Raw genomic sequence first — 25,086 nt, forward strand, 5'->3', positions numbered from 1 at the left:
ATGGATCGATAGCCGGTATGAAATGGTCGCTTTCGCGCTTGATGGTTGCAGGCTTGCTGCTGCTAAGCGGCTGCACTCAGGAACCGCAGGCCAACGCTCGTCCGCCAGCGGCAAGGGCCGCCTATGTGACGCCCGCCCTATGGCAGGTGAAGGATGAGGATACGACGATCTATCTCTTTGGCACGGTTCATGTGCTGAAACCGGGAACTGAGTGGTTCAAGGGCGGCATCAAGCGGGCCTTTGATGGGTCGGACGAGCTGGTTCTGGAGATTGTCGAGCCAGAGAATCCGCAGGCGATGGCTGCTTCCATGGCGCAAACGGGCCTGGCGCGTGACGGGGTGAAGCTGTCGGATCGTCTGGATGCCGACATGCGGGGCAAATATCAGACGGCGATGGCAGCGAACGGCCTGCCCTGGCAGATGTTCGAGCCGTTCAACCCCTGGATGGCTGGCATGGCGCTGGCGGTGAAGCCGCTCGAAAAACTGGGATACGAAGCGGACCTTGGCGCGGAGAAGACACTGACGTCAGCAGCAAAGGCTGCGGGCAAGAAGATAGGCGCTCTGGAGACAGTAGAGCAGCAATTGGGCTATTTTGCCGGGCTGCCGATGGACAGTCAGGTGAAGTTCCTGAACGCTACCGTTGAGGGCCTGCCGGACATGGACAAGGAGTTCTCCAGCCTGATCGCGCATTGGCAGGAGGGCGATCCAGACAAGCTGGCCGCTGAAATGAACGAATCGCTCGAAGCGACGCCGGAACTGGCTCAGGTTCTGCTGCTTCAGCGGAACATGAATTGGGCCAAGTGGATCAAGGAACGGCTGGCGCGGCCGGGAACGGTGTTCATCGCCGTCGGTGCCGGGCATCTGGCGGGCAAGGGTAGCGTGCAAGAGCAGTTGAAGGGAATGAACGTCGCATCGGCCAGGGTCGCCGAGTGAACTTGCTGCGATGGCTGGGCCTGTGCGCGCTGCTGATGATCGCGGCGTGCGGGCCGGAGCCGGTTTCTCCTCCGGAGGGCGGCGGGCCTGCCCTGTGGCGGGTGCAGGGGCATGGGGTCGATGGATGGCTGTTCGGAACCATTCATGTGCTGCCCAAGGGGGTCGGCTGGCGAACCGGCAAGATTGAGCAGGCGATGGACGCTTCGGACCAGTTGGTGCTCGAAACCGCGGAAATTCAGGACGAGACGCGAACGAGGGCGCTGTTCGAGAAGATGGGCCGCAGCCCCGATCTCCCCACGCTCGAGGCCCGTGTGCCTGCGGACAAGCGGGATGAGCTTCGGCGGATTGCTGGCGAGGGAGGCGCTAATATGCAGCTTCTGTCCGGATATGAAAGCTGGGCGGCCGCGATGCTGCTTTCGGCGGCGGCGCAGCAGTCGCTGCACCTAAGCGCCAGCGCGGGCGTCGAGCCGGTCCTGATCGCCGCGTTTCAGGAAGCGGGCAAGCCGATCGGGGGACTGGAGACGGTGGCGCGGCAATTTGGCGCCTTTGATACCTTGCCCGAGGGTTCGCAACGTCAGCTTCTGACCCAGACTGTAATGGAGGCCAAGGGGATGAAGGCGCTGTATGAGCGCATTCTTCATGCCTGGCTGAAGGGTGACATGGCCGCGATCGCGCGGGAGGATCAGGGTGGAGAACAGCCCGACCCGGTGGTTGAAAAGGCGGTGTTGGTTTCCCGCAATCGGGACTGGAGCGCAGCTATCACGAAGTTGAAGGGGCGCCCCTTCATCGCTGTGGGCACGGGGCATCTTACCGGGCGGCACAATCTCATCAGCTTGATTGAGGCGCGTGGCTACAAGGTGACGCGGGTGCAATAGCGCCGCGCCCTTGCCTTTGCCCGCCTTTCTGCTACAGGGCCGCCTTCCCGTGATGGTCATCCCTGGAGGCGTTGCGGGAAGTTTTGACATATCAGCTTTTGGAGACACGCAATGAGCGAGCAGCTTACGCTGTCGGCAGAGGCACGCGATCGGGCAGGCAAGGGAGCCTCCCGCGCTCTCCGCCGTGAGGGCCGCGTACCCGCCGTCATCTATGGTAACAACGAAGAACCCCAGTCGATCCACGTCGAGGAAAAGCTCCTCAACAAGCTGCTCGGCACCGGCCACTTCTTCAACTCGGTCGTCATGGTCGAGGTTGGCGGCAAGCAGGTTCGTACCCTGCCCAAGGACGTCGCCTTCCATCCCGTGAGCGATCGCCCGCTGCACGCCGACTTCCTGCGCGTTTCGGAACATGCCACCGTCCACGTCAACGTGCCGGTTCGCTTCGACAATGAAGATGCCTCGCCCGGCCTGAAGAAGGGCGGCGTGCTCAACATCGTCGCGCACGAGATCGAACTGATCGTCGATGCGGCCGAAATCCCCGACGACGTCGTTGTCGACCTGACGGGTCTCGACGTGGGCGAATCGATCCACATCGGCTCGGTGAAGCTGCCCAAGGGCGCGAAGGCTGCGCATGATGAGAACGACTTCACCGTCGCGACCATCGTTGCTCCTTCCGCCATGAAGAGCGCCGAGGGCGACAACGAAACTCCGGCGGAAGGCGAATAAGCCTTTCACCCCGGCTTACCGATTACCGGTTTGCTCACCCCCGTTCGGGCTGAGCCTGTCAAAGCCCTTTGCTTTTCCTTGAAAGAGAAGAGAGGTCCTTCGGCGGGTTCAGGCGAACGGGGGTTCGCTTTGTTTGGAGACATGGGATGCAGATCTGGGTCGGGCTGGGCAATCCGGGCACCCAATATGCGATGCACCGGCATAATGTCGGCTTCATGGCGGCCGACGTCATCGCCGACATGCACCGCTTCTCCCCGCCCAAAAAGCAGTTTCAGGGATGGGTGCAGGAGGGCCGCATCGGACCTGAGAAGATCATCCTGCTGAAGCCCGCCACCTTCATGAACGAAAGTGGTCGGTCAGTCGGGGACGCGATGCGTTTCTACAAGCTGGCGCCGGAGGACGTGACGGTCTTTCACGACGAACTCGACCTTGCGCCGATGAAGGTGAAGGTGAAGCGCGGCGGTGGCAACGCCGGGCATAACGGCCTGCGGTCGACCGACGCGCACATCGGGCCGGACTTCCGGCGCGTGCGGATCGGCATTGGGCATCCGGGGCACAAGGACCGAGTGCATGGCTATGTGCTTGGCAATTATCACAAAAGTGAGATGGATGCGCTGGCCGACATGCTGGGCGCGATCGGCGCGGAAGCCGAATGGCTGGCCAAGGGCGACGACGCACGCTTCATGAATGAGGTTGCGCTCAGGCTGGCGGACTGATCCGCAGAAGATGCGCTAATAAGTGAAAGTCCGTTCCGCCGCCCTGTCCGTACGGTAAAATCAGGGGAATGGATTGCGCAGTGCAGCATTGCCGGGCCATAGAAGACGCCTGCTCCACTTCCCAAAGGGATACAGGTGATACTGACCGTCTCAACAAAGCCTTTCAATGACCAGAAGCCGGGCACTTCCGGCCTGCGCAAAAAGGTCCGCGTCTTTCAACAGCCGCATTACGCCGCCAACTTCGTGCAGTCGGTGTTCGACAGCCTGGCCGACTTCGGAGGACAGACTCTGGTGGTCGGCGGCGACGGGCGGTATCTCAACCGCGAAGTCATCCAGATCGTGCTCAAGATGGCGGCGGCAAATGGCTTTGGCCGGGTGCTGGTTGGGCAAGGCGGCATATTGTCGACCCCTGCGGCATCGCACCTGATCCGATCGTCGGGCGCGTTCGGCGGTCTGGTTCTGTCGGCCAGCCATAATCCCGGAGGCCCGGACGAGGATTTCGGCATCAAATATAATGTGGGCAATGGCGGCCCCGCGCCGGAGAAAGTGACGGACGCCATTCACGCCCGCACGCTCACGATCGACAGCTATCGGATAGTCGATGCAGACGACATCGATATCGACACCATCGGCAAGGCCCAGCTTGGCGGAATGACGGTCGAAGTGGTCGACCCGGTTGCCGCTTATGCCGATCTGATGGAGCAATTGTTCGACTTTTCAGCCATTCGGGAGATGATCGCCGAAGGCTTCACCCTCTCCTTTGACGCGATGAGCGCAGTCACCGGCCCTTATGCCACAGAGATTTTCGAGCGGCGTTTGGGCGCGCCATCGGGAACCGTACGCAACGGCACACCCCTGCCCGACTTTGGCCATCACCACCCCGACCCGAACCTCGTCCACGCAAAGGAATTGTATGACCGCATGATGGGTGAAAGCACGCCCGACTTCGGCGCGGCGTCGGACGGGGATGGAGATCGAAACCTGATCATCGGCCGTAACTGCTATGTGACGCCATCGGACTCGCTCGCGGTACTGGCGGCCAACGCGCATCTCGCACCGGGCTATGCAAAAGGCCTCAAGGGCATTGCGCGGTCCATGCCGACCAGCGGCGCTGCCGATCGTGTCGCGGAAAAGCTGGGTATACCGCTTTACGAGACGCCAACCGGATGGAAATTTTTCGGCAATCTGCTGGACGCGGGCATGGCGACGATCTGCGGCGAGGAAAGCGCGGGCACGGGTTCGGACCATGTCCGGGAAAAGGACGGCATCTGGGCCGTACTGCTGTGGCTCAACATCCTGGCGGCCCGCAGGCAAAGCGTGTCGGAGATCATGCAGGCGCATTGGGCCACCTACGGCCGCAACTATTATGCGCGCCATGACTATGAAGCCATCGCCAAGGACCGCGCCGACGCGCTGATGGCTGCGCTGCGGGGCAAGCTATCCACCCTGCCCGGCACCTCCAATAGCGGCGGAACGGTGAAGAGCGCGGATGATTTCGCCTATACTGATCCTACCGACCAGTCCGTCAGCCACAATCAGGGTATCCGCATCCTGTTCGAAGATGGATCGCGCATCGTGTTCCGTCTCTCCGGCACCGGCACCGAAGGCGCTACCTTGCGCGTCTATATTGAACGCTATGTGGATCATGACGGCAACCTTGGCATGGAAACCGCCGATGCCCTCGCGCCGCTGGTCCAGGCCGCGCAAGAAATCGCAGATATCGCTGGATTTACCAGCATGGACCGGCCGAGCGTGATCACCTGACAGACATAAAAAGTTATCTGAGGGACATGGGGCGGCAAGAGCGAAAGGCTAGGGACGCGCCATGTTTCGCTCCCGCACTATTGCTCGTTCTTTCCCCGCATTTTTAGCCGCCTGCACCCTCGTAACCGGCGCTACTGCGCGTGCGGCGACGGCCGAAGATAAGCAGGTCTGGCTCAATCTGACTGCCATGGGGCCGGTCAGCGGCGACCTCATCTATTTCGCCGAGATCCAGCCTCGGTTCGGCAATGGCGTCTCACGGGCCGACCAGACTCTCCTGCGCGGTGCGGTGGGATGGAAGCTGTCGCCAGCGCTGTCCGTCTATCAGGGCTATGCGCATATCGTCCTGCCGTCGCAAGGCGGGCGCGACGTCAATGAAGAGCGCAGTTTTCAGCAGATCAGCTGGACGATCGCCAAGCCATGGGACGGCGAACTGTCGTCCCGTACGCGGCTGGAGCAACGCTGGCGTTCGGATGGCAGCGGCATGGGATGGCGGCTGCGGGAGATGCTCCGCTATGAAAAGCCGCTGAAACCTGACAGTCAAGCCGTCAATGCGCTGGTCTATGCGGAAGGATTTGCCGCTCTCAACAGCACGGATTGGGGGCAGAGAGCGGGCTTCGACCAGTTGCGCAGCTTCGTCGGCGCGGAGGTCAAGCTGATGGGCAAGTCGACGGCCGAGATCGGCTATCTCAACCAGTTGATCAATCAGCGGGGCGGGAACCAGCGCATGAACCATGTCGCATCGATTACCCTCTTCTTCCGCCGCTGAGCACAGGCTGGCCTTCGGACGCGGAACAGGCTATCGGCCCGGCCATCATTTTGACGTGAAGGCAGTTCCATGGGTTTTCGTTGCGGTATCGTCGGGCTTCCCAATGTGGGCAAGTCCACCCTGTTCAATGCGCTGACTGAAACGCAGGCGGCGCAGGCGGCGAACTATCCCTTCTGCACGATCGAGCCCAATGAAGGCCGCGTCGCCGTGCCCGACGACCGGCTTCAGACCATCGCCAAGATTGGCGGCAGCGCCAAGATCATCGAAACGCAGCTGTCCTTCGTCGATATTGCAGGCTTGGTTCGCGGCGCTTCCAAGGGCGAAGGGCTGGGCAACCAGTTCCTCGCCAACATCCGCGAGACGGACGCCATCGTCCACGTCCTGCGCTGCTTCGAAGATGGCGACATCACCCATGTCGAGGGCAAGGTCGATCCCATCGCCGACGCGGAGACCGTCGAGACTGAGTTGATGCTGGCGGACTTGGAATCGCTTGAAAAGCGCGTACCAAACTTCGTCAAGAAGGCGGCGCAAGGCGACAAGGAAGCCAAGGTGGCGGCGTCCGTGCTGGGCAAGGCGCTGGACCTGCTGCGCGACGGCAAGCCCGCGCGGCTGACGCAGCCCGCCGATGACGAGGAGGCCCGCATCTTCCAGCAGGCCCAGTTGCTGACCGCCAAGCCAGTCCTCTATGTCTGCAATGTCGAAGAAGAAGCGGCGGCGGAGGGCAATGCCCATTCCGTTCGTGTGTTCGAGAAGGCTGCGGCAGAGGGCGCGAAGGCGGTCATCGTATCGGCCGCGATCGAAGCCGAACTCATCACCATGCCGGTCGAGGAGCGCGCCGAATATCTGGAAGCTCTGGGCCTGACCGAAGCAGGCCTCCCCCGCATCATCCGCGCGGGTTATGAATTGCTGGGACTCATCACCTTCTTCACGGTGGGACCGAAGGAAGCACGCGCCTGGACCGTGACCAAGGGGTCCAAGGCGCCCCAGGCGGCGGGCGCGATCCATACGGATTTCGAAAAGGGCTTCATCCGCGCCGAAACCATAGCCTATGCCGACTATGTCCAGTTCAATGGCGAGGCCGGAGCCAAGGAAGCAGGCAAGTGGCGGTCCGAAGGCAAGGATTATGTGACGCAGGACGGCGACATCATGCTGTTCCGCTTCAACGTCTGACGCCGTGACGCTGCGGCCCGGCCAGATTCCGGCCCAGCGCAAGGCCGCCTTTCCACCGAGCGTCGATGAACGCACGACGTTGCTGATCCTTGGCAGCCTTCCGGGTGATGCCTCGATCAGACAGGGCGAATATTATGCCCATCGCGGCAACGCTTTCTGGTCGCTGATGGGCGATGTGCTGGACGAGGATTTGCGCCCCCTTCCCTACGCTATGCGGCTGAAGCGTTTGCGTGGGCGAGGCGTTGGTTTGTGGGACGTGATCGAGAGCGCAGACCGGGAAGGCAGCCTCGACAGCGCGATCCGTGGCGCGGAACTTCGGGATTTAGGCGCCTTTATCGCGCGCCTGCCTGCGCTGCGGGCGATTGCCTTCAACGGCAAGACGGCGTCTGTGCATGGCCGCCGTCAGATCGGCGCTGACACGGGGCTGTCCTTAATCGACCTGCCATCCAGCAGTGGCGCTAACGCCATCCTATCCCGCGACAAGAAGGCAGAGCTGTGGCGGATGCTGCGACAATGGATCGCGCCATCCTGACATTGACGTAAACGTAAGGCCCGCCTAGATCGTCTGCAACATGAAAGGTGCTGGATCATGAGCGAGATTGTCTATTTCGAAGATGTGGAAGTTGGCAGCAAGCTGGAGTTCGGTTCAATCACCGTCAGCCGGGACGAGATCATTGCCTTCGCCGCTGAATTTGACGCCCAGCCCTTTCACCTTTCAGACGAAGCTGCAGCAGAAACGCATTTTGGCAGCCTGTCGGCCAGCGGATGGCACACCACTGCGCTGTTCATGAAGATGTTCGTCGCGAAAATGCAGGCTGGTGGACATCAGGATGCAAGCCTGGGTGCCATGGGCATAGATGAACTGCGCTGGTTGCGGCCGGTCAGACCGGGCGACACGCTGCGGGGCGCATCAGAGGTTGTGGAAAAGAAGGCCTCGCGCAGCAGGCCGGAGATGGGCATCATCAAGAGCAAGGTGACGATCTTCAACCAGCATGACGAACCGGTCATGACGCTGATGCCGATCACGATGTTCCGCACCCGTCCGAACTGACCGGATCGGCAGCCTATTTGTCGCGCTTTGGCGGCAGCGGCTGGTTGGCGAGAGCATCCGCAGCCATCAGGCGGATCTGGCTGGCTGACGAGTTCGACAGTTGAACGAGGTGCAAGCCCTGCGGCAGATCGAACCAGACGATCTTCGCAATGCCCGAACATGCGGCGCCGTGACCATGGGCGGCAGAGGCGACTGCGCTGCGGCCAGTGACAATATCGACCCACGCGGAACCGGACAGGCCTATGCCCACCCGTGCAGGTGCCTTGATCGCCAGGCTGAAGAGGCCGCCATAGCTTTTAGGCTGCTGACGCCGGGGCTTCACGGCATATTGGACCTGCGGTGAAGGGCGCAAGGTTGCGACGATGGGCTTGCCGAGGATCAGTCGAGGCGCGGAAGCCGCTTCGCCCGCCGCTGTCTCCGCGCCGCTCTGGTTCCAACTCGTCCATGGTTCAGGGGGAAGCGGCGCATTGCGGCATGGATCAGCGCCCTGCTTTGCGGCAAGGGCGGGCGCGGACAGGCTCAAGGCAGCCAAGCAGGCGATCATGCGCATGGTCATTTCCTCCCGAACAGCTTCTCGATGTCGCCATGACCCAGCTTCACCCAGGTCGGACGGCCGTGGTTGCACTGGCCGCTGCGTGGCGTGATTTCCATCTCCCGCAGCAGCGCGTTCATTTCCGTGACGCTCAGCACACGACCGGCGCGCACCGATCCGTGGCATGCCATCGTCGCCGCCACCAGATCGAGCCGTTCCTTCAACGACAGCGCCTCGTCATAGGCGGCCAGATCATCGGCGAGGTCGGTGACTAGCCCCTGCACGTCGCCCTGCCCCAGCATTGCGGGGACCGCGCGCACGAGCATGGCGGAAGGACCAAACCGCTCCAGTTCCAGGCCGAAGTCGCGCAACTCATCGATACGCGTTTCGAGGCGGTCGCAGGCGGGCTCGTCCAGTTCGACTACTTCGGGCAGCAGCAACGCCTGCGCGGCGACGCCCTGCCCCTCCATCGCGCGGCGCATGCGTTCGAGCGTCAGGCGCTCATGCGCGGCGTGCTGATCGACGATCACAAGCCCGTCCTCAGCTTCAGCGATGATATAGGTGCGGGCAACCTGCCCACGCGCCACGCCAAGCGGGAAGCTGGTTCCTTCCGGCGCAGGGGCGGCAGCGGGTTCCGCACGCGCTTGCGGCGGAGGGGCGAAGAAGGAAGGGCGGCGATCAGCGAATGCTGCGGCGGGGGGCGTGTAGGATGCTGACGCAGCTTCGAAGATGGGGAGCGCATTGATGGGGGTGGGCGACACAGGCTCTGCCCTCCAGGCGGAAAGGCTCGCCGGGTCGGCCTGCTGCACGGATCGGAACCCTTCCGCATCGAGTGCGCGCCGTACGCCTGAAACGATCATGCCCCGGATCATCGCCGGGTCACGAAAACGCACTTCCGTCTTTGCCGGATGGACATTGACGTCCACCTCAAGTGGCGGAACGTCGAGGAACAGAGCCACCACGGGATGCCGGTCGCGCGCCAGCATATCCGCATAAGCACCGCGCACCGCTCCTATCAGCAGGCGATCGCGAACCGGGCGGCCGTTCACGAAGAGGAACTGATGGTCTCCCACGCCCCGATTATAGGTTGGCAGCGAGGCAACGCCTGACAAGCGGACGCCTTCGCGTTCGAGCGAGACGATCACATGATTCTCGGCCAGCGCTCGGTCGGTGAGCGCTGCCACCCGTTCCTCTCGCGCTTCTCCTGCCTGCACGGCGACGGCTCGACGGCCGTCATGCTCCATGGTGAAGGCAACGGACGGATGGGCCATGGCCAGGCGGCGGACGATATCGAGGCAGGCGGCATATTCCGCCTTGGCCGAGCGCAGGAATTTGCGGCGGGCCGGCACCCGCGCAAAGAGTTGCTCGACGGTCACGCGGGTTCCCGGCGGCAGGGCAGCGGGTCCCTCCGACAGTAGCGCGCCATTATCGACAGTGCGGTTCCAGCCATCCTGGCCCTTGGGCCGACTGTCGATGGAAAGCCGGGCGACACTGGCGATGGATGGCAGTGCTTCCCCACGAAAGCCTAAGGTCGATACATTTTCGATCGCATCGTCTGGCAATTTTGAGGTCGCATGCCGCTCCAGCGCCAGTGCGATCTCGTCAGGCGCCATGCCGCAGCCATCGTCGCTGACCTCGATACGGTCGAGCCCGCCGCCGCCTAACCTTATGAAAATGCGGCTTGCCCCGGCATCCAGCGCATTTTCAACGATTTCCTTGAGCGCGCTGGCGGGTCTTTCGACCACTTCACCGGCAGCGATACGGTTGACCAGATGTTCGGGCAGGCGGCGTATTGACATTGATTAGTGACTAGCCCAAGCGAGCGCTTTCCGCGAGCCGTTGCCCCCGAAAATTTTGCCTCATCACACGGAATGATGACAGGGGCGGCGGAACGTGGCAGGGACCTCCGAACGCCCCGGTTCGCGTCGCCGGGACGGGCGGGCTGAACAGGAACAAGCATGTCGATCTTTTCGCGACTTTTCAAACTCTCCTCCCAGGATATGGCTATCGATCTCGGCACGGCGAACACCGTCGTCTATGTGCGGGGCCGCGGGATTGTACTGAATGAGCCATCGGTCGTGGCGGTGGAGACACTGAACGGCGTGAAACGGGTTAAGGCCGTGGGCGACGATGCCAAATTGATGATGGGCAAGACGCCTGATTCGATCGAGGCGATCCGACCGCTGCGTGATGGTGTGATCGCCGACATCGATGTCGCCGAACAGATGATCAAGCACTTCATCACGAAGGTGCATGGCGGCAAGTCGCGCCCCTGGCGCTTCCCTGAGATCGTGATCTGCGTGCCGTCAGGCTCCACAAGCGTCGAACGCCGCGCGATTCGCGATGCGGCGAGCAATGCGGGCGCGAGCCAGGTCTTCCTGATCGAGGAACCGATGGCCGCCGCGATCGGCGCTGACATGCCGGTGACCGAGCCGATCGGTTCGATGGTCGTGGACATTGGCGGCGGCACCACCGAAGTAGCGGTGCTTTCTCTTCGCGGTCTTGCCTACACCACTTCCGTACGCGTCGGCGGTGACAAGATGGACGAAGCGATCGTTTCGTTCGTCCGCCGCCACCACAATCTTCTGATCGGTGAGGCCACCGCCGAGCGCATCAAGAAGCAGTTCGGCGTGGCTCAGCCCCCCGAAGACGGCGTGGGCGAAACCATCCACATCAAGGGTCGCGACCTGGTGAACGGGGTTCCCAAGGAAATCTCGATCAACCAGGGGCAGATCGCCGACGCGCTGGCGGAACCGATCAGCACCATCGTTGAGGGTGTCCGGATCGCTCTGGAAAATACTGCGCCGGAACTGGCGGCGGACATTGTCGATCAGGGGATCGTTCTGACTGGCGGCGGCGCGCTGCTGAAGGGCCTGGACGATGAATTGCGCGACGAGACTGGCCTGCCCGTCACGATCGCCGAAGATCCGCTGACCTGTGTTGCCATCGGCACCGGCCGCGCGATGGAGGACCCGATCTTCCGAGGCGTGCTGCAGACCGCTTAAGGTCAGGGGGACCACTGCATGGCGCGGCCATCCAGCCGACGTCCCGGCCATAACCGCAAGGCGCAGTACAGCCTGTTTGCCAGCTATGTTGTGGCGGTGACGGGTGCGGCTGCTGGCTTGCTGCTGATCGCCGTGGCAATTTTCGATCCCACAGGATTCGCGGCGATCCGTATGGTTACGGCGGAAATCTCCCGCCCCGCGTCGCTCGGCCTGCGCAACATGGTGAGCGGGGCAAGTTCGCTCGACGATGTGCTGACCGCCTATTGGCGCGCCGGATCACAGAATATCGCCCTGCGCCATCAGGTGGATGCGGATCGCAACCGCATCATCGAGGCAAAGGCGATCGCGCAAGAAAATCTGCGCCTCAAGAAGCTGTTGAAACTGGTCGATGAAGATCAGAGCGATCTGCTCACGGCGCGGCTCATATCCTCCTCTTCCTCCAGCGCTCGCCGTTTCGCCCGCCTGAACGCCGGCCGGTGGCAAGGCGTCCGCCCCGGCATGCCCGTGCGCGCGTCCGAGGGCCTGGTGGGCCGCATCCACAGCGTGACGCCCAATACGGCTGATGTGTTGCTGCTGACCGACAGCAGCAACATCGTGCCGGTTCGCCGCGCTACGGACAGCGTGGCAGCTATCTCAACCGGGCTGGGAGATGGCACCGTCGAAATCCGTTCGCTGGCGGCGGGCCGAAATCCGTTCAGCCCCGGCGACATCCTCGTCACATCAGGTGTCGGCGGTATTTATCAACCCAATATTCCGGTTGCGGTTGTCGTGCGCATAGCAGGCGAGATCGCCTACGGTGTGCCGCTCGCCAATCCGGCGAAGGTAGATGCGGTGGTGGTCGAACGCTCTTTTGAAGAGGTCGTGACGCGCGGTAGCCCCACTATGCCTGAAGCGGCACCAGCAGAAGCGGCGGCGAACGCCAGCGCGCCATGATCGACCCACACCTCCAGCATGTTCCCAAGCTGGGCCGCACCCCGTCCAATTTTCGGCTGACAGGGACGCCGGTCATCACGGTCATGCTCGGATCGTCCATCACGGTCCTGCCGGTTATCGCACAAGCGCCGGTCATGCCGCCCTTCGGCCTGCTGCTGCTGCTATCATGGCGGTTGCTGCGGCCGGAATTGTGGCGCGTCTGGATCGGCGTTCCGCTCGGCCTGTTCGACGACATCATGAGCGGGCAGCCGATCGGATCGGCGATGTTCCTGTGGACCATGATGTTAATCGGCATCGACGCGGTTGAACATCGCATGGTGTGGCGCAGCTATCGGCAGGACTGGCTAATCGCGGCGGCAGCCATTATCTTCTGCATCGCCGGTGGCCTGTTCTTTGCGCGGATTACCGGCGGAGGAAACATCAAGCCGGAATTGGTCGCGCCACAAATGCTCTGGACGATCCTGCTCTTCCCTTTCGTGGTGCGGCAATGCGCCCGGATCGATCGCTGGCGCGTGATGGCATGAAGCTGCCCAAGCTCAAGCGTAAGACCGTTAACGAAGCATCCTTGTCCTTCACCTTCACCCGACGGGCAATGGTGGTAGGCGGGCTGCAGGCAGGAATGGGCGCCATGCTGATCGGCCGCATGGGCTGGATCAGCGTCGCTGAAAACGAGAAATATAATCTCCTCTCTGAAAGTAATCGGGTTAACCTGACTCTGATTCCGCCGCGTCGTGGCTGGATATTGGACCGGAACGGCCGCGCGCTGGCCAATAACCGGACGGACTTTCGCGTCGATCTGATCCCCGAACGCGTGACCGATCCGGAAGGCACGATCCGCAGCCTGACGCAGCTTCTCTCGCTACCCCCCGATGAGGTGGAGCGCATCCAGACGGAACTGGAAAAGGCACCCGGCTTCCGCCCCGTGCAGGTGGCCGAAAAGCTTACCTATGATCAGTTCGCGGCCGTCAGCGTCCGTCTGCCCGACCTGCCGGGGGTTGCGCCCAGCCAAGGCTTTTCGCGCTACTATCCCGCTGGTGCGACCGTGGGTCATCTGCTGGGCTATGTAGGTGCGGCATCAGCCAAGGATTTTGAGGAACGCAGGGACCCGCTGCTGATCACGCCCGGCTTCAAGGTGGGTAAGGACGGGCTCGAAAAATCGTTCGACAGGGAACTGACGGGTAAGCCCGGCGCGAAGCGGGTCGAAGTTACGGCGCGGGGCAAGATCGTGCGGGAACTGACCACCCGGCCCGACGCACCCGGTCAATCCATCAAATTGACGATCGATGCAGGGTTGCAGGAATATGCGGGACGGCGGCTGGCCACACAGAGTGGGTCGGTCGTCGTCATCGATTGCCGGAATGGTGACGTGCTGGCCATGGCTTCCATGCCCAGTTTCGATCCCAACAGCTTTTCCGATGGTATCAGCCATCTGGAATGGCAAATGCTGTCCAGCGACGATCATATTCCTCTTCGCAACAAGACGTTGCAAGGCCTGTATCCGCCCGGATCGACGGTAAAGCCGATGGTCGCGCTCGCCCTTCTGGAAGCGGGCATCTCTCCTGCCGACCGCGTGAACTGCCCCGGAGCGATCAGAGTGGGGAACACATTGTTCCACTGCCACAAAAAGCGCGGGCATGGGGCGCTCGACATGCGCGGCGCCATTGCGCAGAGCTGCGACATATATTTCTACCAGATGGCCCAGCGGATCGGGATGGACCGCATTGCCAGCATGGCGCATCGTGTCGGCATGGGTCAGAAATTTTCCCTGCCCTTCCCCAGCCAAAGCTATGGCACAGTGCCGGACCCTGCATGGAAGCTAAAAAAATATGGGCAGAAATGGCAGGTCTACGATACGGTGAATGCCACGATCGGCCAGGGCTATATGCTCATCAATCCGCTCCAGATGGCGGTCATGGCGGCACGTCTGGCTACCGGCCGTCAGTTGATGCCCAATTTCATCCATGGCGCTCATAGGCCGGAACCGGCTCCCGTCGGGGTTGCGGAGCAACATCTTGTCACTATCCGTGATGCCATGAGCGCCGTCGTCAATGGTGGCGGCACCGGCGGCGCGGCGCGGATGAGCATTCCCGGCGTCCTCATGGCAGGAAAGACCGGTACGGCACAGGTCCGGCGCATCACCATGTCAGAGCGCGCAGGCGGCGTGCGCGGCAACGCCTCCCTGCCCTTTAAGCTACGCGATCACGCCCTGTTCCAGGGCTTCGCGCCGTTCGACAATCCCCGCTACGCGATAGCATGCATCATCGAACATGGCGGCCATACCAACAGAGTGGAAGACGCGCCGATGATCGCCAGCGACACCATGTCTTTCCTTTTTGATCAGGCGAAGGCGATAGAAAAGCTGGAGACGCTGGAAAAAGGCTGGGGCGGTCCACCCGCCGAGCGAATGGCCCGCCAGATGGCCGCGTTCCGCCTCGCCAAGGCGATCGAAAAGGGCGAGGCGCCGCCAGAGGCCGCCAATGCCGCCCAGGCAACGAATTCCTTCAACGCGGCCGCCCCGGCGTCGCCGTCGCCCGCGGCGGAAGATGATGCGCCGCCGCCGCCCGGCTCCGACACGGTGGCCGACTGATGGGCATCGTTCCTCAGCCGCTGACGGAATTCCCCTGGCGCGTACTCGCGATCCTGATCGCCATCGCGGGGTTCGGCACGCTCGTGCTCTACAGCGCGGCGAGCGGCAGCATCACGCCGTGGGCGATCAACCAGGGCGTGCGGTTCATTATCTTTTCGGTGATGGCCTTCACCATAAGCCGGGTGCCGCTGGAGCTTTTCGCGCGCTTCGCCTTTCCGGCCTACGGCGCCATTCTGATCTCGCTGGTGCTTGTCGAACTGATCGGCGGCGTTGCGGGCGGCAGTCAGCGGTGGATCAACCTTGGCTTCATGCAATTGCAGCCATCGGAATTCATGAAGCCGATGATCGTGCTGGCAGTCGCGCGTTTTTATGCTTTGCTTCCGGTAGGCGAAATCCGCCGTTGGACGGCGATATGGCCCGCACTCGTCCTCATCGGGGTGCCATGGGCGTTGGTTCTTGTACAACCGGACCTGGGGACAGCAACGATGATCGCGGCGGGCGGCGTGACAGTCATGTTCCTGGCTGGATTGCCGCTGCGCCTGTTCGTGGGATCAGGCCTGGTGATGGCGGCGATCATCCCGATCGCCTTCAGTTTCCTGCACGACTATCAGCAAAAGCGCGTGCTCATCTTCATGGACCCGGAAAGCGATCCGCTGGGCGCTGGCTACCATATCAGCCAGTCGAAGATCGCAATCGGGTCGGGCGGCATCTGGGGCAAAGGCTTCCTGAAGGGGACCCAGAGCCACCTCGACTATCTTCCAGAGGGGCATACCGACTTCGTCTTCGCCACCATGGCGGAGGAATGGGGTCTCGTCGGCGGGATCTTCCTGATCGGCGCGTTCCTGCTGCTCTTCCGGTGGGGTATCGGCGTATCGCTGCGCGCGAACGACAAATATGCGCGGCTGGTCGCGGCGGGCCTGACCACGACGATCTTTTTCTATGTCGCGATCAACCTCATGATGGTGATGGGCCTGGCACCTGTCGTCGGCATTCCCCTGCCCTTCATGTCCTATGGCGGGTCGTCCATGTTGACCGTCATGCTGTGCATCGGGATCATCATGGCCATTGACCGCTCCAGCCGACGGGGCAGGAGACGGCCCGGAAATTGGGGCTAAAAGCAGCCGCGACGCAAAATTTTCCGCACTGCGGTGATTTACTGTTTGCAAAGCCGGAGGATAATGCTAACCGCCCGGCCACGCCAAGGCGAGGCTCCAAACGGAGCGATCCGAAAGCGAGTGTGGACGCATAGCTCAGTTGGTAGAGCAGCTGACTCTTAATCAGCGGGTCCTAGGTTCGAGCCCTAGTGCGTCCACCATTTTTTCCTGGAAAATGCAGCATTTCATCCCGCCATGGCGTTGCCGCGCCTTGTTCTAATGGACATGCGGTGAGGGCTTCCACGTCCCGGATGCCGCGACCGGATTTCGCTTCACAGAAGCGGGCTGCGGCTGCACGATGCCATTCCAAAAATGACGAAGTCACGCGTTACGCGTAGAATTTACGCGAAGCGCGCAAGACTTTCCCCTAAACTGCAACCCTTTCCAATAACTCCATCAACAGCGGCCGCAGTCGCCCAATTTCCTGCCGATGCGCAGCGCTGAGTGTGGTGAGTATCCCATGCGCCTGCTCAGTCAGTTCGAGCAGCGCCTGCCGGCGATCCTGCTCCGATAAACGCCGCCGTACCAGGCCCAGCGCCTCCAGTCGGTCGATAAGTCCGGTCGCGCTATGGGGTTTCAGGATCAGTCGTTCCGCGACATGCCCTACCGTCGCCCTGCCCCGTGGTGCGGCGCGGATCGCGAGGAGAGCTTGATGCTGCTGGGGCGTCAGACCGCACTGCGCCGCCTCCCTTTCGCTGAACGCCTGAAACTGCCGCAGGGAGAAGCGGAAATCGGCAAGGGCCGCATAGTCATTGTCGGTCAACTGATCGGCCATGCAACATCATAGCGTGCCAAGGGGCATTGATAAATATCGCAGTGCGATATAGTTGCTCCCCGCATGACATCATCGACCTCCTCTCCATCGCAAAGCCTTCTCGCCGATCATAGCGCCAACCTACGCATGATTATGCTGGCCGCCGCCGCACTGATCGTGGGGACGGGCGGTGCGCTGGGCGCATGGCTGCTGCTTCGGGCGATTGCGGTGGCGACTAATCTCTTCTGGTTTGGCCGTCTCTCTGCCGCGCCTGCTGCGATCACGGACAACACGCTAGGGATCGGCGTCATCGCGGTTCCGGTCATAGGCAGCCTGATCGTGGGCGTGATGGCGCGTTACGGGTCGGAGAAGATTCGGGGGCACGGCATTCCAGAAGCGATCGAGGCGATCCTCTATGGCGAAAGCCGCTTGTCGCCCAAGGTCGCGGTGCTGAAGCCCCTCTCCTCTGCCATTTCCATCGGCAGCGGCGGCCCGTTCGGCGCCGAGGGGCCGATTATCATGACCGGCGGAGCGATCGGGTCTCTATTCGCTCAACTCTTTCATCTGAGCGCGGCGGAGCGCAAAACTCTTCTGGTCGCGGGCGCGGCGGCGGGTATGACAGCGATCTTCGGCACGCCAATGGCCGCCATCCTGCTCGCCGTTGAGGTTCTGCTGTTCGAGTGGAAGCCGCGCAGCTTCGTGCCAGTGGTTATTGCAGTGCTGATCTCACTGCTGTGGCGGCCAGTGCTGATCGAAAGCGGGCCGCTCTTTCCCGTGCATCATGCGGTGGAACTGACGCCAGCGCTGATCGGAATCGCACTGGGCATGGGGGCAATCGCAGGGGTGCAGGCGACGTTGCTGTCTGCGCTGCTCTATCGGATCGAGGATATGTTCGGGCGTCTACCCGTCCACTGGATGTGGTGGCCAGCGATCGGGGGGCTCGCCGTCGGTATCGGTGGACTGGTGGATGCGCACGTGCTGGGCGCGGGCTATGAGAGTATCAGGGGGCTGCTGGACGGGTCGTTGGCGGTGCGAGTGGCGCTGGCGCTGCTGGTGGTTAAGGCGGCGGTGTGGCTGATCGCGCTAGGATCGGGCACATCGGGTGGCGTGCTGGCGCCGCTCTTGATGTTGGGCGGAGCGTTGGGCTTTTTGCTGGGCCAATATCTGCCGGGCGGGAGCGCGCTGTGGGCAATGGCCGGGATGGCCGGGACGATGAGCGGGGCAATGCGCGCGCCGCTGACCGCCGCTTTGTTCGCGGCGGAGCTAACTGGGGATTTCGCGATGCTGCCGCTGACGATTGCGGCGTCGGTGGGAGCCTATGCGGTGAGCGTACTGCTGATGCGGCGCTCGATACTGACCGAGAAGATCGCACGGCGCGGGCGGCATGTGCTTCAGGAATATACCGTTGATCCGTTCGACTTCCTTCAGGCAGGGCAAGTGATGACGCGAGAACCGCAGACGTTGGGGGGGACAATGTCCATTGGTGCGGTCATTGCCTTCTTTGCGGGGCAGGCCGTCCATCGCAGTTACCCGGTGGTGGACAAGGAAGGGCGGCTCATAGGCCTTGTTTCCCGTTCTGATGCGCTGCGCTGGCAGGTGGACGGCGCGCCTGTGCAAGCGACGCTCGCGGAAGTCTTGTCCGATGCATCGCAGCCCTATGGCACGCCGAGTGACCCGATCAGCCGCATCGCGGACATGATGGTCGACGCAGGCATCGGCCGCATCCCGATCGTTGAGCCCGCATCGAGCAGGGTCATCGGCATTGTGGCGCGGCAGGACCTGCTCAAGCTCCGCTCCGTCCATCGCGGTGCGGAGGTGGCCCGGACGAGGGGGTGACCGAGCCGTTCGGTCAGCGAGGGTACACGATCAAGCAATACGGTCATGGCGCCCCGCAAAGCCCGCTGACCCAAACCCAAGGAAGGAAGCTGGGACATGATCGGCATCGAGGAGGGCACACTGCGCTCCATCGTGACGATCTGGGCACGACATCATCGGAAACGATATTGCTCGATGGCCCACCCTGTTGGGCGGGGCCATCTGAGCCACCATCCTCCGCGCCTCAGTGCCTAGATTCCCCGGACGATCAGGAAATGGCCAGAACGCCCTGATAGGCGGGATCTTCCAGAGCCTTGCCCGCTCCCATTGCCACGCACATCAGCGGCATTTCCGCGACCTTCACTGGCAAGCCGGTTTCCTCCATCAGCGCCTGGTCCAGTCGCCGCAGCAGCGCGCCGCCGCCTGTGAGGGTGATGCCTTCCTCGATGATGTCGGCTGCCAGTTCCGGCGCGGTCTTTTCCAGTGCCGTCCTGACCGCCATCTTGATCTGTCCGACAGGTTCGGCGAGCGCGTCCACGATTTCCGCCTCGCTGATCGTCATTTCGGCAGGGCGACCATTTACCAGATCGCGGCCCTTGACCACTATCCGCCGTCCTTCGCCATCGGGTAGCGTCGCCGCGCCGAGTTCACACTTCACCCGTTCGGACGTTGCTTCGCCGATCAGCAGGTTGTGGTTGCGCCGGATATGCGATGCGATCGCATCGTCCATCCGGTCCCCGCCGACCCGCGCCGAATTGCTGTAGGCGATCCCGCGCAGCGACAGGACTGCGACTTCCGTTGTTCCGCCGCCGATGTCGACCACCATCGCGCCGCGCGGTTCCGTAACCGGCAATCCCGCGCCGATCGCCGCCGCCATCGGTTCCTCGATCAATTGGACGTGGGCGGCCCCGGCATTGGCGGCGGCGTCGCGTAGCGCGCGCCGTTCCACCATGGTCGACCCAGACGGAACGCACACGACAACCTCGTGCCGCCGACCAAAGCGGCTGCCGTTCAGCGCCTTGTCGATGAAATGCTTGATCATCTGTTCGGCGACATCGATGTCCGCGATGACGCCATCGCGCAGAGGCCGGATCGCCTGAATGTTGGCGGGCGTCTTCCCCATCATCAGCTTGGCTTCATTGCCCACGACCTTTACGCGACGGAACCCCTGCCGGGTCTCGATCGCAATGACCGACGGCTCATTGAGGACGATCCCCCGGTCGCGGACATGGATAACCGTGTTAACGGTGCCAAGGTCGATGGCCATGTCAAAAGCAGAGGACGAGAAAAACCGGGGCAATTTCATCGAAACGAGGCAATCTTTTGCGGGAGGGAAAAGCTGATCTCGCCCTGCCGATGCCTCTACGCGAGCAGAAGAGCGCTGCGACGACCCGTCTGGTAACCGGGTCCAACCGAAAGGCTGAGCCGTGGCACTGGCGCATTCGAAAATCCGCCCTCGCCCGGAACAACGCTCATCCTCTGGAGAATCCCGCCCTCCCTGCGGCGGCCCAACGATTGTCCTTTCTGTAGAAACGCCACATGCCGTAAGTCCGGAAGGCCAAATTCACCTGGCGATATCCCAGATTTTCAACAACGGCAGCGACGCCGATCATGAAAAGGTCGCGGGCACTCGGCGTGCGTCTGAGCTGCATTTCCTCAAGCGCCAGGGTTCCAAGACTGAGCGCGGTTCCGAACAGCACCGTCAAAGAGAAGAAGGCAAGCACGACCGTGCCCGATCCGATCCCCAAAAAGTAAAGGATAGGGATGAGAAGGTAGCCGAACAGTTCGCAAGGCGGTCCGAGCACATCTTCTATCACGATCAATGGCATTCCGATCAGACCGATACGGCCGTATCGCGGGTTGAACAGCATATGCCGATGCTCGACAATCGTCTCCAGCGCGCCCTGCTCCCACCGGGCGCGCTGGTTACGCAGTCCTCGCCAGCTTTCGGGCGCATCGGTCCAGCATACTACTTCAGGAACGAAGGCAATGCGATAGGATCGCTTCTGCTCCCGCATCCGGCGATGGATACGCGTGACGACTTCCAGATCCTCACCGACCGTGTCGTGCCGGTACCCACCTATTTCCACCAGCGGCGCCCGCCGGAATATGCCAAAGGCTCCGGAAATCAGCATCAGCATATCCAGCCGCGCATTGGCGATGCGGGCTGTCAGAAAGGCTCGAAGATATTCCAATATCTGATAGCGCGGCAACCAGCGCTGCGGCAGTCGAATCTGACGAACATGCCCGCCTTCGACAATTGATCCGTTCGCGATGCGAATTGCTCCGCCTACTGCCATCAACGAACCGTCATCTGTCATGAAAGGCTCGGCAGCGCGCAGCAAGCCATCAGGCTCAATAATGGAATCGGCATCGATGACGCAAACCAGCGGCGCGGCGGCAAAGCCCAATCCGGCGTTTACTGCATCCGCCTTCCGCCCATTTTCCTTGTCGATTAGGATGAGGTTCGGATAGCGCGCAGAACCATAGATGCCCAAAATGCGAGTTTTCTGGAGTACCGCCAATTGTTCTCGTTCAATCGGGCGTAGATCGAACTCCTGAATCAGGACGGACAAGGTTGCGTCGTTGGACCCATCATTGACCAATATCACTTCATGGTCCGGATATTCCAGAGCCAGCAAGGCGCGCGCGCTGTCTGCGATCGACAACTCTTCATTGAAGCAGGGTGCGATCACAGACACGGGGAGGGCAAGGTCGGCATAGCGAGACCAAAGGTCATAGGATCGCTGAGCAGGTCTGACACGCGTGGCAAAGACTCGCGCAGCAAGCAGCAACTGGATGGTCGAAACGAGATTGCGGACGGTCACGACCAGAAAGCACAGGACGCCTATCGCAATCATGGCGTTCAGCCCGATGTTTTCCAACGTCGAGGATATAGAACCCACCCCCATCAGGCAGTCCCCAGCACCTGTTGAGCCTGCTGCGCGCGAAGGCGTACCCAGGGCGAAGGATCTTTGCGCAGTTCCGCGATAGCAGGCAGGCTGCTGTTCAGCCTCATCAACTGACAGGCGCGGATAGCTCTGGCACGGACGGGAGGCACGGGGTCGTTCAAAAGCGGCAATATCCATTTGGCGCTGCCGGGGTGCCCCAATCTGGCCGCCGAATCCAATGCGGCCAGACGGACCGGCGCATGGGTATCGGCGGCGGCAGCTTCCAATAGTGGAAGCGCAGAGAAATCCTCCGTCCACCCAAGGGCGTCAATCACCAGTGCCCGCACCGCTGGCGGCAAATCGGCGGACTGAGCCAAGCTGAATAGTTCGGACGGATGGCGTGCAGCGATCAACCTAAACAAGGTTCGATGCAGCGGCGTGATTTGCGCGCTTCGCAGGTCCAGGTGGTCAATCAACTCATTCGGCGGAGGCAAGGCATCCAACCGAGCAAGCAACGACGCGGCCTCCAACCGGGTGTCGAGCTTCGGATCCTCCCGCAGCACAAGGTAGAGCATATCGATCGCCTGCCCTCCTCCTATGCTGCCGAGTAGTCGCAGGGCGTCGATCTGCCGCCTCGGCCGGGACCGCCTTGCCGCCAGCAACGCCTGCTTGAGCAACCCTTGTTCCTCCACCAAGGCAACAAGCCGCTCTCGGTCTTCACCCCTGAGTAGTTGAACAATCCGGCTGATCGCCGCCAGCCTTCCAGCAGGGCGGGCGAGCTGGAAAGCGGGCGACGCGGCGATATTCTGGCCAGCCCCCATGATTTCCCTCGTCAGGACGCGGGTCAATTCCGCCCTGGCGATACTGGCGCGCTCCTTTCGATCACGGCGCATCACCAGGAAAAGCAGCCAGGCGGCCATCGCCAGCGCCCCGTAGACGGATATGAATATGGCGATCCGGGCAACATGATCGGCGATGGGGAAGCCCGGCACGATCAGAACCTGACCTGAAGACCTAGCGTCCCACCTGTTCGCCTGTAGGTAGCGCGACGGCGGTCATAGTCGACCCCTGCCCGAAGTGAGACCTTGTCAGCGATCGGCACCGTCACGCCCGCGAACAGGGAATGAACCTGCCGGGTTATCCCTGCTTCCGTATCGGGATAGGTGGCTGCTCCGACATAGAGTGTTGCCCCGCCCGAGAAGGTGCGATCCATTCGGCCCGACACGCCCCACCGGTGGGTGCCATCTTCATCCCACAGGTTGATCATCCGGACGGTGGCAGCCAGTCCCAACTTTTGCGCTGCAAGCCGAACCCCGGGTTGAAAGACGGTGACCGACGCATCGCGATATTCCGCATGCCGCAAATCAGCCAGCACCGTAGCAAATGAGGCAATGTCCGCCTCCACTCCGGCTGCCACGCCCCATTTTTCCCGGAAATTCGCATTCGGCGTCACGGCTAAAGCGAGGAAGGTCCGAAGCGTGTTGCCAAACCGATGGTCGATGCGGGTTTCCAGGCGGGTGTCAGCAAATGATCGCCGGTCTTCTCTTTCCACGGTCAAGGCTGCAGACGTATTGGAGTCAATGGCGCCGAAAAGAGCGACATTCGTATCATACCAGGTTTGGCTGGGCCGATTGGCAAAGGACACGCGGGAAACGTTCTGCGTGGCCGCCAAGCCCCAGTACGTCGGCGCGGCACTGACAGCATCGCGAGCGTCCAATTGACGCCTGATGGCAACAGCGTCAGCGTTTGCTGGAGAGCGCTGCTCCATGGCGACAAGCTCCCGCTTTGCCGCTGCCCGGTCACCAGACCACAGATAAGCGCGCGCCAGCGCAGCACGAATGTCGAGATCTTCTGGTGCCAGCAGTTCTGCCCGACGGAGCGCTGAGATCGCCTGCGGATAGCGTTTGTCAAACGCATAGGCACTGCCAAGCATGCGCAAGATTTCCGCGTCATTTGGATTGGCGGCATCCGCCTGCTCCAGCGTGCCAATTGCGGCGGCGAAGTCTTGCCGTGCCAAGGCTGCCCGTGCTTGTGCGATCAACTCAATGCGCTGCGGAACAATCGCGCCATCCTGCGTGACGGCTGCCGCTGCAATCGCCAGAGCGAGCAGGCTCATTGAACAGGCCTCGCAGATTTCAGGATGGCGTTTACGCGCACGACAAGTTCATCCGGGATGAACGGTTTCGTTAAATAGTCACGAGCGCCCGAAGTCAGCGCCGCCAATATGTCGGCCTGCGCCTTCCGCGAGGTAAGCATGACAACCGGCATCCCAGGTCGCTCTTCTGCTAAAGCTCTGAGTACATCGGGACCGGACATTACCGGCATCATGGCATCAAGCACGATTAGGTCGTATTCCCCTCCTCGCGCTTCCCGCAGCGCAGATGCGCCATCTTGCCTGATTGTCACATCGTGACCTGCCGCTTCAAGCTTGAACCGGACCAGTTCGCCCAGCAGATCGTCATCGTCTGCGACCAGGATATGCGCCACCTGACCTGTTCCTCTTTCTCGCCGATCCCTTAAGTATCAGCTACGTGCGACTAGTGCGAAAAATTTCTTTTCTTAACAATGGCTAAACCACCATTTTGGTTCAATTCGCCGTAGCGGAAAAACGTTTTGGCAGACTTGCCATGCTTTGTGGAAAGCTGATTTGGGCGCTGGGGCGAGAAATTGAAACGGCGCGACAAGGTCTGCCGTGCCCCCGAAGTGGACGACGCATCCGACAAATTGGATGTCGGACGCGCCATGATTTAACAGCGAGTCTCGAACTGCTCAGTTAATGTGCCGCACGCCCCAAAATGATGCGGAATTCGCTCACCAAAATTTACAAATCGAGTAGAAAGCTCTTCTTTTTTACATCAAAAGTTCTATTTGTGAGGGGCGTATCGCATTGGGGCTATTGCAGATGATCGACCTGTCACCTCAACCTCAGGATGAGACTTCCGACGGGGCAGAACTTCAGTCGGGGCCGCGTCACGATACGGCCGTTCGGAGCCGCCCCGCAGAACCTCATCATCGCGCGGGGCTGTTCACCCATGAAAGCGCCGAGGCGAGCGTGCAGTTTTTATCGCGTTGGGCGGGACCGATCGCCTTGGCTGGAACTCTTGTCCTTCTCGGCTGGTGGTTCGCTGCCTGATTCGCGAAAATGACGGACTGATTCGAATAAGCGCTTCGTAAGTGCGGTAAATTTTCGCTTGCACATTTCGGCCATTGAATTTCGGGTCGTCGCAGATGTGGGGCGCCGTACCTTCCCATCCTAACGGATCATCGGAAAAGAGCATCCGAGCGTCCCAGCAATGATTGCCAGCCCGATGCAATTATGTCCTGCTGCTCCGCAACATAATCACAAGGCAGCGGATGCCTGATGCACACATTCGTCCTTCAGGATGAAGCGTAGTTGACGTCAGGACACGAAAAG

At 61.6% G+C, this 25,086-nt stretch carries 24 protein-coding genes and 1 tRNA gene; 17 read left to right on the forward strand and 8 right to left on the reverse strand.

The annotated features are described in order from the left end of the window. Positions 1–17 precede the first annotated feature (17 nt). The 9 genes from ACZ5TH_RS05460 (at position 18) to ACZ5TH_RS05500 (ending at position 8,000) form a co-directional block, all read left to right on the forward strand. Positions 18–932 carry a TraB/GumN family protein gene (locus ACZ5TH_RS05460; RefSeq protein WP_464794883.1) on the forward strand — a complete coding sequence of 305 codons (915 nt, stop codon included), beginning with the start codon at positions 18–20 and terminating at the stop codon, positions 930–932. A gap of 35 nt (positions 933–967) precedes the next feature. Continuing rightward, positions 968–1,807 carry a TraB/GumN family protein gene (locus ACZ5TH_RS05465; protein WP_464795066.1) on the forward strand — a complete coding sequence of 280 codons (840 nt, stop codon included), beginning with the start codon at positions 968–970 and terminating at the stop codon, positions 1,805–1,807. 111 nt (positions 1,808–1,918) lie between these two features. After that, positions 1,919–2,533: a 50S ribosomal protein L25/general stress protein Ctc gene (locus tag ACZ5TH_RS05470; protein WP_464794884.1), complete on the forward strand. Its 615-nt coding sequence runs from the start codon at positions 1,919–1,921 to the stop codon at positions 2,531–2,533. Positions 2,534–2,679: 146 nt separating this feature from the next. Further along, positions 2,680–3,249: an aminoacyl-tRNA hydrolase gene (pth, locus tag ACZ5TH_RS05475; RefSeq protein ID WP_464794885.1), complete on the forward strand. Its 570-nt coding sequence runs from the start codon at positions 2,680–2,682 to the stop codon at positions 3,247–3,249. 135 nt (positions 3,250–3,384) lie between these two features. Beyond that, positions 3,385–5,013, forward strand: a complete 1,629-nt coding sequence (locus ACZ5TH_RS05480; protein WP_464794886.1) for an alpha-D-glucose phosphate-specific phosphoglucomutase — start codon at positions 3,385–3,387, stop codon at positions 5,011–5,013. Positions 5,014–5,074: 61 nt separating this feature from the next. Beyond that, a complete protein-coding gene (locus ACZ5TH_RS05485; RefSeq protein ID WP_464794887.1) occupies positions 5,075–5,779 on the forward strand; it encodes a DUF2490 domain-containing protein in 705 nt (234 codons plus the stop codon). A gap of 69 nt (positions 5,780–5,848) precedes the next feature. Continuing rightward, on the forward strand, positions 5,849–6,949 hold the full coding sequence (gene ychF, locus ACZ5TH_RS05490) for a redox-regulated ATPase YchF (protein WP_464794888.1): 1,101 nt from the start codon (positions 5,849–5,851) through the stop codon (positions 6,947–6,949). Between the two features lie 4 nt (positions 6,950–6,953). Then, positions 6,954–7,481, forward strand: a complete 528-nt coding sequence (locus tag ACZ5TH_RS05495) for a DNA-deoxyinosine glycosylase (protein ID WP_464794889.1) — start codon at positions 6,954–6,956, stop codon at positions 7,479–7,481. Between the two features lie 57 nt (positions 7,482–7,538). Next, positions 7,539–8,000, forward strand: coding sequence for a MaoC family dehydratase (locus ACZ5TH_RS05500; protein WP_449472530.1), 462 nt, complete (start codon positions 7,539–7,541; stop codon positions 7,998–8,000). A gap of 13 nt (positions 8,001–8,013) precedes the next feature. Here ACZ5TH_RS05500 and ACZ5TH_RS05505 read toward each other — a convergent pair whose 3' ends face one another. Together ACZ5TH_RS05505 and mutL are read right to left on the reverse strand one after the other, a co-directional pair. Then, positions 8,014–8,556 (reverse strand): hypothetical protein, encoded by a 543-nt coding sequence (locus tag ACZ5TH_RS05505; protein ID WP_464794890.1) that lies wholly within the window; start codon positions 8,554–8,556, stop codon positions 8,014–8,016. Beyond that, positions 8,553–10,331, reverse strand: coding sequence for a DNA mismatch repair endonuclease MutL (gene mutL, locus ACZ5TH_RS05510; protein ID WP_464794891.1), 1,779 nt, complete (start codon positions 10,329–10,331; stop codon positions 8,553–8,555). Before mutL ends, ACZ5TH_RS05505 begins: the two co-directional genes overlap by 4 nt. A gap of 159 nt (positions 10,332–10,490) precedes the next feature. Here mutL and ACZ5TH_RS05515 point away from each other — a divergent pair, with 159 nt between their 5' ends. From ACZ5TH_RS05515 to ACZ5TH_RS05540, 6 genes are all read left to right on the forward strand, one after another. Next, a complete protein-coding gene (locus ACZ5TH_RS05515; protein WP_007685698.1) occupies positions 10,491–11,537 on the forward strand; it encodes a rod shape-determining protein in 1,047 nt (348 codons plus the stop codon). Between the two features lie 18 nt (positions 11,538–11,555). Further along, positions 11,556–12,470: a rod shape-determining protein MreC gene (gene mreC, locus ACZ5TH_RS05520; RefSeq protein WP_464772401.1), complete on the forward strand. Its 915-nt coding sequence runs from the start codon at positions 11,556–11,558 to the stop codon at positions 12,468–12,470. Next, on the forward strand, positions 12,467–12,994 hold the full coding sequence (mreD, locus tag ACZ5TH_RS05525) for a rod shape-determining protein MreD (protein ID WP_464772402.1): 528 nt from the start codon (positions 12,467–12,469) through the stop codon (positions 12,992–12,994). The genes mreC and mreD overlap by 4 nt, the downstream gene beginning before the upstream one ends. Further along, entirely contained in the window at positions 12,991–15,057 is a 2,067-nt protein-coding gene (mrdA, locus tag ACZ5TH_RS05530) for a penicillin-binding protein 2 (protein WP_464795067.1), read from the forward strand. Before mreD ends, mrdA begins: the two co-directional genes overlap by 4 nt. Beyond that, positions 15,057–16,172: a rod shape-determining protein RodA gene (rodA, locus tag ACZ5TH_RS05535; protein ID WP_464794892.1), complete on the forward strand. Its 1,116-nt coding sequence runs from the start codon at positions 15,057–15,059 to the stop codon at positions 16,170–16,172. Before mrdA ends, rodA begins: the two co-directional genes overlap by 1 nt. 124 nt (positions 16,173–16,296) lie before the next feature. Continuing rightward, positions 16,297–16,372: transfer RNA gene (locus ACZ5TH_RS05540), tRNA-Lys, on the forward strand. 206 nt (positions 16,373–16,578) lie between these two features. Here the strand turns inward: ACZ5TH_RS05540 and ACZ5TH_RS05545 are convergent. Beyond that, complete coding sequence (locus ACZ5TH_RS05545) at positions 16,579–16,986, reverse strand: MarR family winged helix-turn-helix transcriptional regulator (RefSeq protein WP_464794893.1); 408 nt, start codon at positions 16,984–16,986, stop codon at positions 16,579–16,581. A 63-nt stretch (positions 16,987–17,049) separates the two neighbouring features. On the opposite strand from ACZ5TH_RS05545, the gene ACZ5TH_RS05550 reads away from it, so the two are divergent. Beyond that, complete coding sequence (locus ACZ5TH_RS05550; protein ID WP_464794894.1) at positions 17,050–18,801, forward strand: chloride channel protein; 1,752 nt, start codon at positions 17,050–17,052, stop codon at positions 18,799–18,801. Positions 18,802–19,048: 247 nt separating this feature from the next. Here ACZ5TH_RS05550 and ACZ5TH_RS05555 read toward each other — a convergent pair whose 3' ends face one another. From ACZ5TH_RS05555 to ACZ5TH_RS05575, 5 genes are all read right to left on the reverse strand, one after another. Then, positions 19,049–20,086 (reverse strand): rod shape-determining protein, encoded by a 1,038-nt coding sequence (locus ACZ5TH_RS05555; protein ID WP_460985936.1) that lies wholly within the window; start codon positions 20,084–20,086, stop codon positions 19,049–19,051. A gap of 166 nt (positions 20,087–20,252) precedes the next feature. Continuing rightward, positions 20,253–21,641 carry a glycosyltransferase family 2 protein gene (locus tag ACZ5TH_RS05560; RefSeq protein WP_464794895.1) on the reverse strand — a complete coding sequence of 463 codons (1,389 nt, stop codon included), beginning with the start codon at positions 21,639–21,641 and terminating at the stop codon, positions 20,253–20,255. A 50-nt stretch (positions 21,642–21,691) separates the two neighbouring features. Continuing rightward, a complete protein-coding gene (locus tag ACZ5TH_RS05565; protein ID WP_464794896.1) occupies positions 21,692–22,663 on the reverse strand; it encodes a HEAT repeat domain-containing protein in 972 nt (323 codons plus the stop codon). 2 nt (positions 22,664–22,665) lie between these two features. Next, positions 22,666–23,787 (reverse strand): YaiO family outer membrane beta-barrel protein, encoded by a 1,122-nt coding sequence (locus ACZ5TH_RS05570; RefSeq protein WP_464794897.1) that lies wholly within the window; start codon positions 23,785–23,787, stop codon positions 22,666–22,668. After that, on the reverse strand, positions 23,784–24,158 hold the full coding sequence (locus ACZ5TH_RS05575; RefSeq protein WP_449473018.1) for a response regulator transcription factor: 375 nt from the start codon (positions 24,156–24,158) through the stop codon (positions 23,784–23,786). Before ACZ5TH_RS05575 ends, ACZ5TH_RS05570 begins: the two co-directional genes overlap by 4 nt. Positions 24,159–24,573: 415 nt before the next feature. Between ACZ5TH_RS05575 and ACZ5TH_RS05580 the strand changes: the two genes are divergently transcribed. Continuing rightward, complete coding sequence (locus ACZ5TH_RS05580) at positions 24,574–24,804, forward strand: hypothetical protein (RefSeq protein ID WP_464794898.1); 231 nt, start codon at positions 24,574–24,576, stop codon at positions 24,802–24,804. Positions 24,805–25,086 lie beyond the last annotated feature (282 nt).

Source organism: Sphingobium sp. TomTYG73 (assembly GCF_055394245.1).